Source organism: Novosphingobium sp. Leaf2 (assembly GCF_001421325.1).
Taxonomy (GTDB): domain Bacteria; phylum Pseudomonadota; class Alphaproteobacteria; order Sphingomonadales; family Sphingomonadaceae; genus Novosphingobium.
In genome coordinates this window covers 437,951-454,749 of record NZ_LMJY01000001.1, presented here as the reverse complement: position 1 = coordinate 454,749, position 16,799 = coordinate 437,951, and the positions used below count along the sequence as shown (strand labels likewise).

The window sequence follows — 16,799 nt, the reverse complement described above, 5'->3', positions numbered from 1 at the left end:
CGCAAACCCGGGCGAAACTGCGGAAAGCGCCGCGCCGTCGCCTTCCCGTACCCCGGCCGCTCTGCCATAGTCGCCCGCGTGAACGACGACGACTGGCCTTACGAGACGACCTTCTACGGCGAACCCGACGCTGACATGGTGGACCCTTACGCGCCGGATGTGGACTGGTCGCCAGCCCCGCCGCCCGCCGCCGCGGATGTCAGCCAGGCGCTGCACGACGTGTTCGGCTTTTCCGGCTTTCGCGGCGTGCAGGACAAAGTGGTGGACCGGGTGCTGCATGGCCGCTCCACCCTGGCGATCATGCCCACCGGCGCGGGCAAATCGCTGACCTACCAGCTGCCCGCCGTGCTGCTGCCGGGCACCTGCGTGGTCGTCTCGCCGCTGATCGCGCTGATGCATGACCAGCTGCGCTCGGCCCGCGCCAATGGCATCCGGGCGGCCACGCTGACCAGCGCGGATACCGATCGCGGGCAGACCATGGATGCGTTTCGCGCCGGTGAGCTGGACCTACTATATATCGCCCCTGAACGCGCCAGCCAGAGCCACTTCCGCGACTTGCTCAACACCGCGCGCGTGGGCCTTTTCGCCATCGACGAGGCGCATTGCGTATCGGAATGGGGCCATGATTTTCGCCCGGATTATCGCCTGCTGCGCCCGCTGCTGGATGCCTTCCCCCAGGTGCCGCGCCTGGCGCTGACGGCAACGGCGGATCACCACACCCGCGCCGATATCCTTGCGCAGCTGGGCATCCCGGACGAAGGGCTGATCGTCGCCGGGTTCGACCGGCCCAACATCCGCTACGCCATCCGCCCGCGCGAAAACGCGCTGCGCCAGTTGAAGGCGGTGGTGGAGGAGAATCCCGGCCCCGGCATCGTCTATGCGCCCACCCGCGCCCGTGTTGAACAGCTGGCCGAAAGCTTGGCGTCCGCCACCGGGCGACGCGTGCTGCCCTATCACGCCGGCCTTCCCGCCGACGTACGGGCACGTAACCAAGCCGCGTTCGTGGAAAGCGAAGACATGGTGATGGTCGCCACCGTGGCCTTCGGCATGGGCATCGACAAGCCGGACCTGCGCTTCGTCGCCCACGCCGGCATCCCAAAGTCGATCGAGGGGTATTATCAGGAAACCGGGCGCGCAGGCCGCGATGGCGATCCGTCCGTTGCGGTGATGCTGTGGGGCGCTGACGATTTCATGCGCGCCCGCCAGCGCCTGGCCGAGATAGAGCCGCACCGTCAGCAAAGCGAACGCCAGCGCCTCGATTCGCTGGCCGGCTTGGTCGAAACCGCGCAATGCCGCCGCGCCGTGCTGCTGCGGCATTTCGGCGAAGACCCGCCCGCGCAGTGCGGCAACTGCGACAATTGCCTTGAGCCGGTGGGCGTGGTGGACGTGACCGACCTTGCGCGCAAACTGCTATCCGCCGTTTATCGCACCGGGCAGTCCTACGGGCTGGGGCATCTGGAAAAAGTGCTGGGCGGGCTGGCGGACGACCGCGTCCTGCAGCGCGGGCACGATCAGCTCTCGGTGTTCGGCATCCTGACCGAGGATGAAAAGCCGCTGCTCAAGGCACTGGCGCGCGCCCTGCAGGCCCGTGGCAGCCTGACCGCCACCGAACACGGCGGGCTGGCGCTGGGCGGCGATGCACGCGCAATCCTGAAGGGCGAGGCCGCCGTGGCGATGGTCGTGCCGCCCAGGCAGGAGCGCAAGCGCCGCACTCGTGGCGGCGATGCCGGCGCCAACCCGATCGACGACCCGCTGTTCGAAGCCCTGCGCGCGCTGCGCCGCGATCTGGCCAAGGAGGCCGGGGTGCCGCCTTACGTGATCTTCCACGATTCGACGCTGCGCGAAATGGCGCAGGCCCGCCCCGCCTCGCTGGCAGAGCTTGGCCGCATCGGCGGCGTAGGCGCGCGTAAGCTGGACGCGTACGGCGACGCGTTTCTGGAGGCGATCCGGGCGGTTTAAATCGGGATTACGCTGCGCTGGACACGGCGTGAAAATAGTCGTTCGCGCCGTCGTCGACATAGGCATCCACCATGCCGAACCCGGCAGCGGTCAGCGCCTCGTGATAGCCCGCTTCGCCCAGCGAGACGGATCGCCGCCCCGTCAGCGTGTCGGTCCATTCGCAAGGCTGGCGCGGCGCGCTGAACAGGAAATGCCCGCCGGGATGCAGCGCCATACCGACACGGGCGATCACGGCGCGCTGGTCTGCTTCCGGCAGCAGAAACATCAGACCTATGGCCACGACGCCATCGAACTGACGGTCGAAAAAGCGGCTGGCCAGCGCCGCTTCGCAGGCCGCTTTGGCACCGGGCACGTTCTGCCGAAACTGCGCCAACAGCGTGGGCGACGCATCGACACCCCAGACAGCGAACCCGTCCTGCGCCAGCGTTTTCGAAATCGGCAGGCCGTTGCCGCAACCGATATCGAGGACGGCGCCGGCAGGTGGCAAGCATCGGGACCAGCGCTTTACGACATCTGCCCCCACGTTTGAACGCATGGCGGCGAATTGCGCAGCGACGCCCTCCCAGCCTGCCGCAGGATCATCGCTCATGCCTTGCGGCTACCTTCTTACAGCGGGTTATCCAGCTGGATGACCGCCTCGTCGCTGGCGCGCTGGGTGGTCTTGAGCTGGCGGGGGCTCTTGAAGCTGGCGAGCACCGGGGCGTCACGGCCGTAGATGTCGTTGAACGCCTGCAGCGTCCCGTCAATCGAGCGGGCGAAGGTGAAGTACGTGATATAGACCGGGAAAGTCCGCGTCATCGGCACTTTCTTGTATTCGCCCGCGCGGGATAGTTCGGCGGCGTCGGCGGCGGGCATCTGCGCGCCCAGGATTGCCATCGTCATCCCCAGTTCCACCGCGCGCTCGGTGCGGATGCAGCCGTGGCTGAAGGCGCGCACGTCGGAATTGAAATACTGCTTGGACGGCGTGTCGTGCAGATAGATCGCGTGCGGATTGGGCATGTCGATCTTCATCAGGCCCAGCGCGTTGCTGGGGCCCGGCTGCTGGACGACGGTGATCGTGCCATCGGCGCTGCGGAAGCCCTTGTAGTGATTGGCGGCGGCCCAGCGCGGGTTGCCCATCACCTTGGCGCCCAGCCCCTCACCCTTGACGATGGACTGCGGCACCGTCCACGTCGGGTTGAACACCACCGCGCTCACCGTTTCGGCTAGCTGCGGGGTGGCCGTGCGGCCTGGCTTGCCCACCACTGTCTTGTATGTGCGCAGAATCTTGTCCCTGACCACCAGCCGCAGCTGGAATTCGGGCACGTTGGTCATCAGATACACCGTGCCCAGATCCCGTGCGAGCCAGCGCCAGCGGTCCATGTTGGCCTGGATCAGCGCGCGGCGATCCTTGGCGGACGCGGGCGTGATGTTAAGCTCTGCCTTGAGCGCGGCGTAGTCCGGGTTGGTGGGCGCGAGCCTGGCGACAACGCCTGCCACGTCATGTTCCGACAGGGCCTGCGCCATGATCTGCTGCGTGGGCATCACATCCTGATCGGGATCGACCGCGAACCACTGCACGCGCGCGGTCATCGGTGTGCGGCCATCGCGCAGATCCTCGATCAGCCAGCCGAACACCTTGCTGGCCAGCGCGTCGAGCTGGTCGCCCTCGCCGTTTGCAATCGCGGCCTTCAGCGCCGCGGGCTGATAATCGGCCGGGATCAGGCCTTCCTTGCCGATGTAGCCGATGGTGGTCAAAAGCGCCTGTGCGTCGGACAAGGTCCAGGGCATCACCGGCTCCACGACGGTGACTTCCTGCATGACCGGCGCGCCGCTGGTAGTGACAGGGGCCGGAGCCGCCGCCGGAACGCCGGTCGGCGTTACGGTTGGCTGCGGCGTTGGCATGCGCGCGGGACTGGGCGCGGGCACCTTGGCGGAGACTGCGGGCGGCAGCAGGTCCTCCGGCGTTTCGGTCTTGATGCGCTGCGCCTGCGCGGCCTGCGCTCCGAGGGACAGGATCGTCAATACGGAGACAACGCCGGGACCGAACCGCTTGAAACTCGCCATAAAACCTTGAAACCTGCTGTACTGGAGAACGCGGGCCGTCCCTGGCGGACGATCCCTTCTTGAAACATGCGTGATGGGCTGCCGACAACGTCAGTCGCCGGCGCATCTACAAGATGACCGTTTACACGCATTCCTTCAAGGATGCGACCTGTCGGCAACATGAATTGCTTGCGCACAACCTTGCGGCGGGCGACACGCTTGCCCGCCATGTCCGTTGCTGCGCCTCCCGCCGACCGCCCCTCAGCCGGTCCCCTTTGGCCAGTGCTGGCTGTGGTGGCCGGCATCGCCGCGTTCAGTGTGATGGACGCCACGATGAAGGCCGCCGCGCTGGCCGTGGGCGTGGGCACCGCGCTGCTGCTGCGCAACCTGTTCGCCACGGCGCTCAGCATACCAGTGTGGCTTGCCGCCGGGCGGCCTGTGCCTTCGCGCGCAGTTTTCATCCTGCATGTCCAGCGCGCGGCGATAACCACGGTCATGGCCGCACTGTTCTTTCACGGGCTGGTGCGCATCCCGCTGGCCGAGGGGTTGGCGATCTCGTTCTTCGCGCCGATCCTGGCGCTGTATTTCGCCGCGCTGCTGCTGGGTGAGACGATCCGCCCCAACGCGATTCTTGCCGCGCTGCTGGGCCTGGCAGGCATGCTGGTGATCGCCGCCGACCGGTTTGGCAAAGGCGCATACGGCCCAGAGGCGGTGGAAGGCACTATCGCCATCGTGATGTCGGCCGGGTTCTATGCGCTCAACCTCGTGCTCCAGCGCAAGCAGGCAACGCTGGCGAGCCCTGCCGAAATCACCTTGTTCCAGAACATGACCGTGGCAGCGATCCTGCTGGCATGCGCGCCGTTCTACTGGACCACGCCTGACGCTGTCAGCATCGGCTGGACGATCGCGGGCGCTATGCTGGCCACCATCGCCCTGCTGTTCCTGTCATGGGGTTATGCGCGGGCGGAAGCGCAGGTTCTTGTGCCGATCGAATACACCGGTTTTGGCTGGGCGACCCTGATGGGCTGGCTGATGTTCGACGAGGCAGTGGGCATTGGCGTAGTAGCGGGCGCGGCGCTGATCGTGCTGGGATGCTGGATCGGTACGCGAAAGCAATGAAACGTCATCAGACTCAATGCCTCCAGCCCCTTGACCTTGCGGCCCCAAGCGCGCATCGGCGGCGCGACGATTCCGCCTGTCGCACTGCAACACGGTAAAGGAGCGCCGCGGCGCAGTGAGGGGCAGGCTCCACACGAAGGGAAAAACGCCCACCATGACCCAGGTCGGACAGGACACACTCGGCACGCGCAGCCACATGAGCGTCGGCGGCAAGCAGATCGCTTACTACTCGCTGAAGAAAGCATCGGAGAAACTGGGCGACGTTTCGCGCCTGCCCTTCTCGATGAAAGTGCTGCTTGAGAACCTGCTCCGCTTTGAAGATGGCGGCTTCACCGTGGGCACAGACCACATCCAGGCGATCGTGGACTGGCAGAAGAACCCCGCCACCGGCGCGGAAATCCAGTACCGCCCGGCGCGCGTGCTGCTGCAGGACTTCACCGGCGTACCGTGCGTGGTCGATCTGGCCGCGATGCGCGATGCCATCGCCAAGCTGGGCGGCGATACCAGCAAGATCAACCCGCTGGTGCCGGTCAACCTGGTCATCGACCACTCGGTCATGGTGGACGAATTCGGCCACCCCAAGGCGTTCGAGCAGAACGTCGAGATCGAATACCAGCGCAACATGGAGCGCTATGATTTCCTCAAGTGGGGCTCCAAGTCGCTCGACAATTTCTATGCCGTGCCGCCGGGCACTGGCATCTGCCATCAGGTGAACCTGGAAAACATCGCCAAGGCGGTGTGGTCCTCCACCGACCAGAACGGCGAACTGGTGGCCTATCCCGATACCTGCGTCGGCACCGACAGCCACACCACCATGGTCAACGGCCTGGGCGTGCTGGGTTGGGGCGTCGGCGGCATCGAGGCGGAAGCCGCGATGCTGGGCCAACCCGTTTCCATGCTCATCCCCGAAGTCGTCGGCTTCAAGCTGACCGGCGAGCTGCAGGAAGGCGTTACCGCCACCGACCTCGTGCTCACCTGCACCGCGATGCTGCGCAAGCACGGCGTGGTCGGCCGCTTCGTCGAATACTTCGGCCCCGGCCTCGCCTCGCTCAGCCTGGCGGACCGCGCCACGCTGGCCAACATGGCGCCCGAATACGGCGCTACCTGCGGCTTCTTCGGCATCGACGACAAGACGATCGACTATCTGCGCCTTACCGGCCGCGAGGAAGACCAGATCGCCCTGGTCGAAGCCTACGCCAAGGAGCAGGGCTTCTGGATCGAACCCGGCGCCGCCGACCCGATCTTCACCAGCACGCTGGAACTGGACATGGCCTCGGTCGTGCCTTCTCTCGCTGGTCCCAAGCGCCCGCAGGACTGGGTATCGCTGCCCGAGGTGGACGACGTGTTCAACGCCGACATGGCGGCCACGTACAAGAAGACTCCGCAGCGCGTGCCGGTCGAAGGCAAGGACTTCGACATCGGCGATGGCGACGTGATGATCGCGGCGATCACCAGCTGCACCAACACCTCCAACCCCAGCGTGCTGATCGCCGCCGGCCTCGTCGCCAAGAAGGCGGACGCATTCGGCCTCAAGCCCAAGCCCTGGGTCAAGACCAGCCTGGCCCCCGGCTCGCAGGTCGTCACCGATTACCTGATCAAGGCGGGCCTGCAGGATCACCTCGACAACATCGGCTTCAACCTGGTCGGCTACGGCTGCACCACCTGCATCGGCAACTCCGGCCCGCTGGCCGAGCCGATCAGCAAGGCGATCAACGACAACGGCATCGTCGCCAGCGCGGTCATCTCGGGCAACCGCAACTTCGAGGGCCGCGTCTCGCCGGACGTGCGCGCCAACTTCCTGGCCTCGCCGCCGCTAGTCGTCGCCTACGCGCTCAAGGGCACCGTGGTCGAAGATTTCACCACCACCCCGATCGGCATCGCCACCAAGGGTGAGAAAGCCGGCCAGCCGGTGTTCCTCAAGGACATCTGGCCCACAAACCTGGAAGTGTCGGGTACGATGACCGCTGCGGTCGATCGCCAGATGTTCCAGGCCCGCTACGCCGACGTCTACAAGGGCGACGTGCACTGGCAGGCGATCAACGTCGTGGGTTCCGAAACCTACTCGTGGCGCGCCGGCTCGACCTACGTTGCCAACCCGCCCTACTTCGAGGGCATGGAGATGACCCCGGCCCCGGTGAACGACATCATCGAGGCCAAGCCGCTGCTGATCCTGGGCGATTCGATCACCACCGACCACATCTCTCCGGCCGGTTCGATTAAGGCCGACAGCCCGGCGGGCCAGTGGCTGATGGAGCATCAGGTCGCCAAGGCGGACTTCAACTCCTACGGCTCGCGCCGTGGCCACCACGAAGTGATGATGCGCGGCACGTTCGCCAACATCCGCATCCGCAACGAAATGGTCCCCGGCATCGAGGGCGGGATGAGCCGTTATGGCCAGGATGTGGGCGCGGTCTACGACGTGGCGCAAAAGCACAAGGCGGACGGCACCCCCACGGTGGTGATCGCCGGCAAGGAATACGGCACCGGCTCGTCGCGCGACTGGGCGGCCAAGGGCACCAACCTGCTGGGCGTGCGCGCGGTCATCGTCGAAAGCTTCGAGCGCATCCACCGCTCCAACCTGGTCGGCATGGGCGTGCTGCCCCTGCAGTTCAAGGATGGCGAGAGCCGGCACACGCTGGCCCTGAACGGCGACTGCAGCTTCACCATCAAGGGTGTCGCCACGCTCAAGCCGCGCCAGGACGTGGAAGTCGAAGTGACCCGCGCCGATGGCACGACCTTCACCTTCACGGCGCTGTGCCGCATCGATACCGCCAACGAAGTGGAATACTTCAACAACGGCGGCATCCTGCAGTACGTGCTGCGCAACCTCGCGGCATCCTGAGCCGCGACACGCTATTAGCGGACACGAAAAACCCCGCCCGGCACGCGCCGGGCGGGGTTTTTCGTATTCAGGGAGCTAGGCGGGATGCGTCGGGCGTCAGCCCTTGCATCGCCGAAGCAGGAGGCGTCAGGCCGCCTTCTGGCGAACCAGGCGGCGACGACCGACCACGGCGGCTGCAGCCGCGCCGAACAGGATCAGCATCGGAGGTGCCGGCACATCGTGGCCACCGGTGCTGGTGGTGGTCGATCCGCCCGTGCTCGAACTGGTCGATGAGGAGGACGACGACGAAGTCGAGCTGCTGGTCGAGGATGAGCCGGAAGATCCCGAAGAGCCGGAGGATGATCCCGACGATGAACCGGAGGACGACCCGCTGGACGAGCTTCCCGACGAACCATGACCATGCCCGCCACTCGACGAGCTGGAGGAGGACGAGGACGAACTGGACGACGACGAGCTTGAGGACGATGAGGAGCTGCTCGTCGATACGTTGCCCGACGTGGTCGAAGTGGTGGACGTGACGTTTCCGCTGGTCGAAACGTTGCCGCTCGTCGAGACGTTGCCGCTTGTCGACACGTTGCCGCTTGTCGACACGTTGCCGCTTGTCGACACGTTGCCGCTGGTGGTCGACGTGGTGCCGCCGGTGGTCGTGCTTACCCCGCCGCTGGTGGTGGAGGTGATGACCACGTTGCCACCCCCACCGCTGCTGCCACCGCCAAAGAAGCCGCCGAAAAATCCGCCACCGAAGCCGCCGATGGGGCCGCCGCCGATCACCACCGGCGCGCCGCCGCTACCGCCCGCATAGGACGGCGGTGCGGGCGGCAGGTACGGCGCGGGCATTGGCACCACCGCCATCTGCGGCTGGTCGCAGCAGGTGCGGCGAATGATCTTGCGCACCCGCCGGGTGGTGCGCGGCAATTCACGGCGGGCAACGCGGCGCACGGCGCGCTTCTTCACCGGCTCTGCGCGGGCGACCTTGGCCATCTTCAGCTTGTGATAGGCGGTCTGGGCGGACTGGGTTTCCGCGACGTGGACGGCGCCGCCGCCAATGATCGCGCAGCCCGCCGCGCAGGCAGACAATTTCGCAAGGGCCATCCGAACCGACATACACGTTGCTCTCTATAGTTTTCGCGTCGAGCGCGATGGCCTTCGTCTGGCCGTTGCATCCATCTGCCACGAACAACGCAGAGACAGGTTAACGCGGCAACGTCATTCACAGCTAATTCACCGTCCCGATGCGGGAAAAGTGGTTAATTTATCATTCGGCTGCGCGGGTTGTGTCGAAACGGGACTGTCTGGCCAGGGAGGTCAACGCCGCACCGCCCGATCGGCGCACCTATACCATAGATATTCGCTCAGCCGTCCGAATCGAACAGCGCCCCTTGCGGCCCTGTCGGCGGGGTCAGCCCAAGGTGCTGCCAGCCCCGATCGTTAAGGCAGCGCCCGCGCGCGGTGCGCGCTACCAGCCCAAGCTGGATCAGGTACGGCTCGATCACTTCCTCGATCGTGTCGCGTGGCTCGGACAGGCCCGCTGCCAGGGTTTCCACGCCCACCGGGCCGCCTTTGTAGATGTCCGCGATCATGTGAAGATAGCGGCGATCCTGCGAATCCAGCCCGATCGAATCCACCTCCAGCCGGGTCAGTGCATCGTCCGCAATGGCCCTTGTGATCATGTCGGAGCCGGCCACATGGGCGAAATCGCGCACCCGGCGCATCAACCGCCCCGCCACGCGCGGGGTTCCGCGCGCCCGCCGCGCGATCTCGGTGGCGCCGCCCTTGTCCATGCCGATCCCCAGCAAGCCCGCGCCGCGCGTCACCACCTTTTCCAGTTCGGCCACGGTGTAGAACTGCAGCCGCACCGGAATGCCGAAACGGTCGCGCAGCGGCGTCTGTAACAGCCCCTGCCGTGTCGTCGCGCCCACCAGCGTGAAGGGCGGCAGGTCGATCCGCACCGAGCGCGCGGACGGCCCCTCCCCGATGATGAGGTCGAGCGCGCGATCCTCCATGGCGGGATAGAGTACTTCCTCCACCACCGGGTTCAGGCGGTGAATCTCGTCGATGAACAGGACATCGCCCTGCTCCAGATTGGTCAGCAGCGCGGCGAGGTCCCCCGCCTTGGCGATCACCGGCCCGGACGTGGCGCGAAAACCCACGCCCAGTTCGCGCGCGACAATCTGCGCCAGCGTGGTCTTGCCAAGGCCCGGCGGACCGAAGAACAGCACGTGGTCCATCGCCTCTCGCCGCGATTTGGCGCTTTCGATGAAGACGCTCAGGTTATCCTTGGCCGCTGCCTGCCCGACAAATTCAGCCAGCGTCTTGGGCCGCAGCGCCGCGTCCGCGTCTTCCATCTGGCGGTTGGGGGAAATGATGGGATTGTCCGTCATCGCTTATCCCGCCGCCCTTTTTAGCGCCACGCGCACCAGATCGTTGAGCCCGGCATCCTCGCCCAGTTCTTCCACCGCGCGGCCCACCGCAGTGGCGGCGACCGGGGGCTTGAAGCCCAGGTTCTGCAAGGCGGAGACAGCATCGGCGCTGGCGGACCCAGGCGGGGCGGTGATGGTCAGCCCTGGCATTCCGGGCGCAACCGGCAGCGCGCCGGCCTTGTCCTTCAGTTCGTTGACGATGCGGCTGGCAAGCTTTGGTCCCACTCCGTTGGCGCGCGCCACCATCGCCGCATCCCCGCCCGCGCACGCGCGCTGCAGTTCCTCCGTGGTCAAGGCCGACAGGATCGCCAGCGCCACCTTGGAGCCCACCCCCTGGATCGCGGTGAGCAGGCGAAACCAGTTGCGCTCCGCCGCGCTGGCAAAGCCGATCAGCCGCTGGTCGGTTTCCGAAACCTGCATCTCGGTGTGGACCACCACCCGGTCACCGCGGATGCCGAGATGGCCCAGTGTGCGGGCGGAGCACTGCACCAGATAGCCCACGCCGCCCACGTCGATGATCGCCCAGTCCGGGCCGGTATCGTCTAGCAATCCGGTGAGCTTGGCGATCATGCTTTGTTCCCCATGCTTGCCCTATGCACGGCGCCCCGCCGCCCGGCAAGGGGGCAAACCGCGAAGGCGTGACAGGCCTTGGGGTTTGTCTTAGGCCAAGGCGATGACGGGGGTACAGCAGGACACGCCGCGCGGGCGGATGACAGGCGCATGGATTGCGGCGATCGGTGCGATCGTGGCGCTAGCGGTGGGCCTGCGGCTGGCGCAGCTGTCGATCTTCGACATCTCCCATTCCGACGAGCTGATGCAGTATCTTGAGCAGGCGAACCGCATCGCCACCGGGCATGGCATCGTGCCGTGGGAGTGGCGCTTCGGCCTGCGCAACGCTCTGGTGCCGCAGATGCTGAGCGTGCCCTTGGTGATCGGCCACGCGCTGGCGCCGGGCACGCTGCCCGGCGTGTGGGCGGCCCGGCTGCTTTTTGCCACGCTAACCTTGCTGGCTCTGCCTGCTGCGTGGCGGTTAGGCGCGCTGACTGGCCGGGTGCACGCGCTGCTGGCGCTGTTCGTGGTGGGGGTGTGGTGGGAAAGCGTCCTGTATTCCGACCTGCTGCTGTCCGAAAGCCTGGGCGCGGCACTGATGCTGATGGGCGGCGCCCTGCTGCTGGATGCACGCACCCGCACACGGGGACTGGCGCTGGCGGGCTTGCTGGTGGGTCTGGCGGTGCTGGTGCGGCTGCAATATGGGGTGTTCGGCGTCGTGCTGACATGCGGCGCGTTGCGGCTGAATATGGCGCGCTGGCGGCCGTTCCTGGCCGGGGCGCTTGCCGCGGGCGGGATCGGTGCGTTGAGCGATCTTGCCGCCGGGTTGACGCCGTTTTCGTGGATCTGGGTAAATCTGCAGATGAACATCGGCGAGGGCCGGGCCGGACGCTTCGGAACGGCGGGTCCGCTGGCATACCTGGCGATGCTGCGCGATCACCTGTGGCCGTTCATGCCGCTGGTGCTGATCGGCGCGGTGGCAGCGGGCACGCGCTATCGCCCGCTGCTCTACGCCGCGCTGGTCAACGTGGCGGTGCACAGCCTGATCGCGCACAAGGAATATCGGTTCATCTGGATCTCGACGCTGACCTTCCTGCTGCTGGCGGGGATCGGCTCTGCCCATCTGGCGCAGCGGCTGGCGCGCGGTCGCGGCGCTGGGGCGGGCATCGTCGCTGCAATCGCGATGATGCTGGCGTGGGCGGGGATGTCGGCATGGTCCGCGCAGCTGACCGGCGGGGCCAGCGCCTATCGCGGCGGCAGCGCCGTACCGCGCCTTGCCAACCGCGCAGCCGCCGACCCCAAGGTCTGCGCCATCGCGGTGGACTACGAGTACAAGGGCCACATCGTGCCGACCTTGCTTGCGCGCCCTCTGCCGCTGTTGCTCATACCCCGCGCTATTTCGCGCGAAAGCGCCCCGATGCCGCCTGCGCTTGCAGCCTCGGTCAACGCGCTGGTGCTGCAGCGCCTGCCGGCGGGCGCGCAGGGCTATCGCCAGGTCGCGTGCGGGACATTGGGGGACGAGCGCCCATGCCTGTTCGTGCGCGCCGGCATCTGCCGCCCGGATGCACAGTGGGGCTATCAGCAGCAACTCGAAGCCAACGAGTTGTAGTCGCTTGCCTGGCCGCTTTACACCACGGTGCCGAAAAGCCGGCCGATACCCGTCGTGATCGCCATCGCCAGCGCGCCCCACAAAACCACCCTTATCACCGCAGGCCCTTCCGCCGCGCCGCCCGTTCTTGCGCCGAGCGCGCCCAGGATCGCCAGACACAGCAGCGAAATAACGGGTATCGTCCACAAGACATAGGCGGGCGGAACTAGGATCGCGATCAGCAGCGGCGGCAAGGCGCCTGCCGCAAACGACGTCGCCGAAGCGAGCGCCGCCTTCACCGGCTGCGCGGCGGTTTCGTCTGAAAGACCCAGTTCGTCGCGGGCATGAGCACCAAGCGCATCGCGCGCCATAAGCTGCGTGGCGACCTGCACGGCCAGATCCGGGTCAAGGCCGCGCTCCACATAGATGTTTGCCAGTTCGATCTGTTCGGCCTTGGGGGTAGTCCGCAATTCCTCCGCCTCCCGGCGCAGATCGGCGTCTTCCGAATCGCGCTGCGAACTGACCGATACGTATTCGCCCGCCGCCATCGACAAGGCGCCCGAAAATAGAGCGGCAACGCCGGCCACGATGATCGGCGAGCGACCCGTGGACGCCGACGCAACGCCCATGATGAGGCTGGAAGTGGACAGCAAGCCGTCATTCGCGCCCAGAACGGCAGCCCTGAGCCAGCCCATGCGACTGATGAAATGCCGTTCCCCATGACCGCGCGTGCCCACAAACTCTTTTCCTCTCCATAGCGTGCACACGCCGGTCGACCGAACTGTTGCACCGCAGCCTCTAGTGCCGCTTCTTGAGCACCACGTAAATCGCGCCCTGCCCGCCGTGGCGGCGGTGCGCACCGCGAATCGCGACGATCTCAGAGGCATGCCCGCTGGCGGCGAGCCAATCCGAAATCTTGGCGCGGATCGCGCCGCGCGCGGTGCCGCGATCGGCGGCATCGACAGGGCGCGGCTTGCCGGTGACGATCAGCACTACCCGCGCACCCATAGAGCGCGCCTGCGTCAATCCGTGCATCAGCCGCGCATAGGCCTGATCGAGGTTGGAGCCATGCAGGTCGAGGCTGAAATCAGGCACCAGCCCGCCTTTGGCAATGCGGCGCTCCCACGAACCGTCCAGATGCGCCCGCTCGTCAGCCGTGCGCGGCGGGGCTGGAACGGCCTTGGGGGCAGTAGGCGGAGGCGGTACGCGGCCCTTGATGCGCTTGGGTGGCAGGGCTGGTGGAGCAGCCGGCGTAGGCGACGGATCGGCTGTCAGCGCGCCGGGCTCCACCGTGCGGCCGGGGCGGGTCAAGGGCGTCACCGTATTGGCCACTTGCGCCCACAACGCCTTTTCCGCGTCGGTAAGCCTGCGGCCAGGTCGCCTCATCGCAGGCCGAGCCGCGCCAGCGTTCCCTTGGGCACGAGGATCAGCGCGCTGCCGTGCCCGCTCATCCCTCCCGCAGTAACGCGGGCCTGCGCCCCCGATCCCCAGAACGTATCGAACCGGTTGGCGCCCTTGATCGCGCCGCCGGTATCCTGCGCGATCCACATGCCGTTCGCTTCGCGCCGGTCAAGATCGAGCCAGACCGGCGCGCCCAGCGGCACGAAGCGCGGATCGACCGCTACCGAATTGTGCGCCCGCACCGGCACGTTGAGCGCGCCCAGAGGCCCGTCCCCGTTCAGGATCTTGAAGAACACCCAAGAGCGGTTCTGCTCCATCAGCGCGCGGCCCTGCGCCGGGTTGGCGCGGATATATTGCATGATCCCCTGCATCGAGCCTGAATATTGCCCCGGCCCCGATCCGATCAGCCCCTGGCTGCGCATCACGCTGCCAATCCCGGTATAGGGCAAACCATTCTGCCCGGCATAGCCGATGCGGGTGACGGTGCCATCGGGCGCGATCAGCCGGCCCGATCCCTGCACCTGCAGAAAGAAGAACTCCACCGGATCGGCCACCCAGGCGATCTCCAGTCCCTTGCCCGCCAGCGCGCCCGCATCGATCTGCGCCCGGTCGTAATACTGCGTGAACGCGCCGTATTCATCGTACCGGCCGAGCGGCATGCGTCCGTTCGGCAGCGGTGCGGCATCGCCGGGACGGGCGCGGACAAGGTCCGGCGGAAGCGCATAGACCGGCACGTTATAGCCCGCCACGGGATAGCGCGATCCAGCGATTTCGGGCTCATAGTACCCCGTGGCGTAGGCCCTGCCATCGCCCACGCGCACCGTTTCAAAATATTCGGCGAAGAATTGCGCCGGGTTTCCGGCCCAGTTGGCAGCAGCGCTGCAGGCCACCCGCCAGTCATCGGCGCGGGTCAAGCCGCTGGCGTCGGTGCGCGCAGTCAAACGCGGGCAGCTTTCGCGAAACGAGGCGAATGCGCCGCTGGCATCCGTAGCGCCGATGGGCAGCGCGGCGACGGGCGGCCCGGCCTGCACTCCGGCGATCAGCGCGCTTTCGGGCGGCAGCGGCTGCACTACAGGTCCGGTGACCGGACGGGTGGGGGCCGTGGCAGGTGGATAATTCGGGCGCGGTCCTGATGGACGGGGAATAGCGCCACCGCACGCTGCCAGCATGGCGAGCAAGGCGCACACGGCAATGGCGCGGATCGATCGCACGGCATTACGCTGCGGCGCAGCCCCTTGGATTGCCTGGCGCTGCACGATCGTCTTCCCCCACAAAATCAGCGCCCCGCGTACGGAACGCGGAGCGCATCTGGATCGAAGGGCTAGCAGCCCTCGGGTTGCGGGATCAACCTTCGTCAGTCTCTTCCAGCAGCCAGTCGGGATCAGGCGAGTTCAAGGCGCGACCGAACGTCCACACGTCCGTGGCGTCGATGGCATCGTTGAGCGAACCGGCCACCACGACACCGTCGGCGTTGCGCGTAATCGCTGCGACGTCAGCCCGGAAACGCAGCGTGATGCGCGCGTAACCGCCTTCGATTCCGGCCGCGACGAATGCGGTTTCCTCGATCCGGATCAAGCGGTTGTCCAGCGTTTCCCCGGCTTGCGCGCGGGCATCGATGGCGGCGACGAAACCGGCGTAGACGTCTTCGTCACACATCCCGCGCAGCGATGCCTTGTCACCGTTCCAGAACGCCTCCAGAATCATGCGGTAAGCGCCCCGCGCGCCTTCGAGAAAGGCGGCAACATCAAACCGGCGATCGGCCTGGGCGATTTCGGCAAGGCCACGCTCAACCGCAGGCGGTGCGAGCGGGATGGACGGCTGGCGCGCCAGTTCGGCGCGGGCGCGATCCTCACCCTGTTTGTCAAGACGAACGGGGGTGGGCTGGCGAGGGCGACCCTGCTGAGGACGACCACCTTCCAGACGGCCCTGGATCGGCTCTTCCTCGTGCTCCGCACGGCGACCGAGAACGGAATAGAGCCGCAAGCCCAGAAAGGCGGCGATCATGGCCAGGATCACTATTTCCGGTGTCACGTCCCTAAATCCATCCTTTGCGTGCGCCACGTACCGGATCGGCCGGCGGTGAGCGCAAGGTTCCGGCCGCGACCGGTGAGACTCGACCAGCGCAGGCGGCCAAGCATTCGAACATAGACCCAGATAGGTACGCTTGACAAATGAACAACGTATGAGCCGCCATCCGGGGCGTTTTTCGGCCAGACCGCAGCTGCCGCGCCCGACCGTGAGCGCGCTCCCTTCGGTTCGGGGGATAAAACCGTCCGCCGAAAATCCAGTCAGTCAGGTGTTTCACGCAAGGCCAAAATGTTTTACGCGCGCCTTCGAAGATTTCAATTTGGGAAAGATCACCAAGATGGCCGACGAAGGCAACGTCATTTCCGACATGGACCTGGGCAATGAAGATACCGCGCCGATGGCCGGCATCATCTCGCAGTACGTCAAGGATCTGTCGGTAGAAAATCCGAATGCGCCGGAAAGCTTTTCCTGGCAGGACCAGCCGCAGATCGACGTGCAGTTCAACATCGGCGCCCGCGCGATCGAGGGTGAAGTGCACGAAGTCGAACTGAAGATCACCTGCTCGTCCAAGACCGATGCGGGCACCGCCTTCGCCGTGGAACTGAGCTATTGCGCGCTGGTCGGTATGCGCAATCTGGATGAAGGCCAGGGCCATGCGTTCCTGTTCGCCGAAGCCCCCCGCATCCTGTTCCCCTACGCCCGCCGCGTCATTTCCGACGCCGTGCGCGATGCCGGTTTTGCGCCGCTGATGCTCGAGCCGATAGACTTCAACGGGCTGTATGTGCAGCAGCTGCAGTCACAGTCGCAGCAGGCCGAAGCCGGCATGGGCGAGCCCGTCGGCCACGCCTGATCCAGTCCGGCGGCGTAT

14 protein-coding genes are annotated in these 16,799 nt (G+C 66.4%); 5 read left to right on the top strand and 9 right to left on the bottom strand.

What is annotated here, in order from left to right; all coding sequences use genetic code 11:
* Positions 1 to 78: 78 nt before the first annotated feature.
* Complete coding sequence (gene recQ / locus ASE49_RS02270) at positions 79 to 1,959, top strand: DNA helicase RecQ (protein ID WP_200921940.1); 1,881 nt, start codon at positions 79 to 81, stop codon at positions 1,957 to 1,959.
* A gap of 7 nt (positions 1,960 to 1,966) precedes the next feature.
* On the opposite strand, the gene ASE49_RS02265 is transcribed toward recQ, so the two are convergent.
* Both ASE49_RS02265 and ASE49_RS02260 read right to left on the bottom strand, forming a co-directional pair.
* Positions 1,967 to 2,548 carry a class I SAM-dependent methyltransferase gene (locus tag ASE49_RS02265; protein WP_056768340.1) on the bottom strand — a complete coding sequence of 194 codons (582 nt, stop codon included), beginning with the start codon at positions 2,546 to 2,548 and terminating at the stop codon, positions 1,967 to 1,969.
* Positions 2,549 to 2,565: 17 nt separating this feature from the next.
* Positions 2,566 to 4,005 carry a L,D-transpeptidase family protein gene (locus ASE49_RS02260; RefSeq protein WP_056768338.1) on the bottom strand — a complete coding sequence of 480 codons (1,440 nt, stop codon included), beginning with the start codon at positions 4,003 to 4,005 and terminating at the stop codon, positions 2,566 to 2,568.
* A 207-nt stretch (positions 4,006 to 4,212) separates the two neighbouring features.
* Between ASE49_RS02260 and ASE49_RS02255 the strand changes: the two genes are divergently transcribed.
* Both ASE49_RS02255 and acnA read left to right on the top strand, forming a co-directional pair.
* The gene (locus ASE49_RS02255) at positions 4,213 to 5,103 is read left to right on the top strand and encodes a DMT family transporter (protein ID WP_056768337.1); all 891 of its coding nucleotides are present in this window, start codon (positions 4,213 to 4,215) and stop codon (positions 5,101 to 5,103) included.
* Positions 5,104 to 5,257: 154 nt separating this feature from the next.
* The gene (gene acnA, locus ASE49_RS02250; RefSeq protein ID WP_056768336.1) at positions 5,258 to 7,945 is read left to right on the top strand and encodes an aconitate hydratase AcnA; all 2,688 of its coding nucleotides are present in this window, start codon (positions 5,258 to 5,260) and stop codon (positions 7,943 to 7,945) included.
* Between the two features lie 126 nt (positions 7,946 to 8,071).
* On the opposite strand, the gene ASE49_RS18000 is transcribed toward acnA, so the two are convergent.
* From ASE49_RS18000 to ruvA, 3 genes are all read right to left on the bottom strand, one after another.
* Positions 8,072 to 9,049: a hypothetical protein gene (locus tag ASE49_RS18000; RefSeq protein WP_056768335.1), complete on the bottom strand. Its 978-nt coding sequence runs from the start codon at positions 9,047 to 9,049 to the stop codon at positions 8,072 to 8,074.
* A 248-nt stretch (positions 9,050 to 9,297) separates the two neighbouring features.
* Positions 9,298 to 10,326: a Holliday junction branch migration DNA helicase RuvB gene (ruvB, locus tag ASE49_RS02240; protein WP_056768334.1), complete on the bottom strand. Its 1,029-nt coding sequence runs from the start codon at positions 10,324 to 10,326 to the stop codon at positions 9,298 to 9,300.
* A gap of 3 nt (positions 10,327 to 10,329) precedes the next feature.
* A complete protein-coding gene (gene ruvA / locus ASE49_RS02235; protein ID WP_056768333.1) occupies positions 10,330 to 10,935 on the bottom strand; it encodes a Holliday junction branch migration protein RuvA in 606 nt (201 codons plus the stop codon).
* A 103-nt stretch (positions 10,936 to 11,038) separates the two neighbouring features.
* Here ruvA and ASE49_RS02230 point away from each other — a divergent pair, with 103 nt between their 5' ends.
* Complete coding sequence (locus tag ASE49_RS02230) at positions 11,039 to 12,523, top strand: hypothetical protein (protein ID WP_056768329.1); 1,485 nt, start codon at positions 11,039 to 11,041, stop codon at positions 12,521 to 12,523.
* Positions 12,524 to 12,540: 17 nt separating this feature from the next.
* Here the strand turns inward: ASE49_RS02230 and ASE49_RS02225 are convergent, their stop codons facing one another.
* The 4 genes from ASE49_RS02225 to ASE49_RS02210 form a co-directional block, all read right to left on the bottom strand.
* On the bottom strand, positions 12,541 to 13,197 hold the full coding sequence (locus ASE49_RS02225) for a VIT1/CCC1 transporter family protein (protein WP_056768326.1): 657 nt from the start codon (positions 13,195 to 13,197) through the stop codon (positions 12,541 to 12,543).
* 103 nt (positions 13,198 to 13,300) lie between these two features.
* Positions 13,301 to 13,888, bottom strand: coding sequence for a Smr/MutS family protein (locus ASE49_RS02220; protein ID WP_056768322.1), 588 nt, complete (start codon positions 13,886 to 13,888; stop codon positions 13,301 to 13,303).
* Entirely contained in the window at positions 13,885 to 15,072 is a 1,188-nt protein-coding gene (gene mltA / locus ASE49_RS02215) for a murein transglycosylase A (RefSeq protein WP_082456276.1), read from the bottom strand. The genes ASE49_RS02220 and mltA overlap by 4 nt, the downstream gene beginning before the upstream one ends.
* Positions 15,073 to 15,247: 175 nt before the next feature.
* Positions 15,248 to 15,934, bottom strand: a complete 687-nt coding sequence (locus tag ASE49_RS02210; protein ID WP_056768320.1) for a Tim44/TimA family putative adaptor protein — start codon at positions 15,932 to 15,934, stop codon at positions 15,248 to 15,250.
* Between the two features lie 334 nt (positions 15,935 to 16,268).
* Here ASE49_RS02210 and secB point away from each other — a divergent pair, with 334 nt between their 5' ends.
* On the top strand, positions 16,269 to 16,781 hold the full coding sequence (gene secB / locus ASE49_RS02205) for a protein-export chaperone SecB (RefSeq protein ID WP_056768645.1): 513 nt from the start codon (positions 16,269 to 16,271) through the stop codon (positions 16,779 to 16,781).
* The last annotated feature ends 18 nt before the right edge of the window (positions 16,782 to 16,799 follow it).

Excerpts from the sequence above, each read along its gene's own strand:
- ASE49_RS02265 (WP_056768340.1), bottom strand. The coding sequence starts at position 2,548 with ATGAGCGATGATCCTGCGGCAGGCTGGGAGGGCGTCGCTGCGCAATTC.
- ASE49_RS02260 (WP_056768338.1), bottom strand. The coding sequence starts at position 4,005 with ATGGCGAGTTTCAAGCGGTTCGGTCCCGGCGTTGTCTCCGTATTGACG.
- ASE49_RS02255 (WP_056768337.1), top strand. The coding sequence starts at position 4,213 with ATGTCCGTTGCTGCGCCTCCCGCCGACCGCCCCTCAGCCGGTCCCCTT.
- acnA (WP_056768336.1), top strand. The coding sequence starts at position 5,258 with ATGACCCAGGTCGGACAGGACACACTCGGCACGCGCAGCCACATGAGC.
- ASE49_RS18000 (WP_056768335.1), bottom strand. The coding sequence starts at position 9,049 with ATGTCGGTTCGGATGGCCCTTGCGAAATTGTCTGCCTGCGCGGCGGGC.
- ruvB (WP_056768334.1), bottom strand. The coding sequence starts at position 10,326 with ATGACGGACAATCCCATCATTTCCCCCAACCGCCAGATGGAAGACGCG.
- ruvA (WP_056768333.1), bottom strand. The coding sequence starts at position 10,935 with ATGATCGCCAAGCTCACCGGATTGCTAGACGATACCGGCCCGGACTGG.
- ASE49_RS02230 (WP_056768329.1), top strand. The coding sequence starts at position 11,039 with ATGACGGGGGTACAGCAGGACACGCCGCGCGGGCGGATGACAGGCGCA.
- ASE49_RS02225 (WP_056768326.1), bottom strand. The coding sequence starts at position 13,197 with ATGGGCTGGCTCAGGGCTGCCGTTCTGGGCGCGAATGACGGCTTGCTG.
- ASE49_RS02220 (WP_056768322.1), bottom strand. The coding sequence starts at position 13,888 with ATGAGGCGACCTGGCCGCAGGCTTACCGACGCGGAAAAGGCGTTGTGG.
- mltA (WP_082456276.1), bottom strand. The coding sequence starts at position 15,072 with ATGCTGGCAGCGTGCGGTGGCGCTATTCCCCGTCCATCAGGACCGCGC.
- secB (WP_056768645.1), top strand. The coding sequence starts at position 16,269 with ATGGCCGACGAAGGCAACGTCATTTCCGACATGGACCTGGGCAATGAA.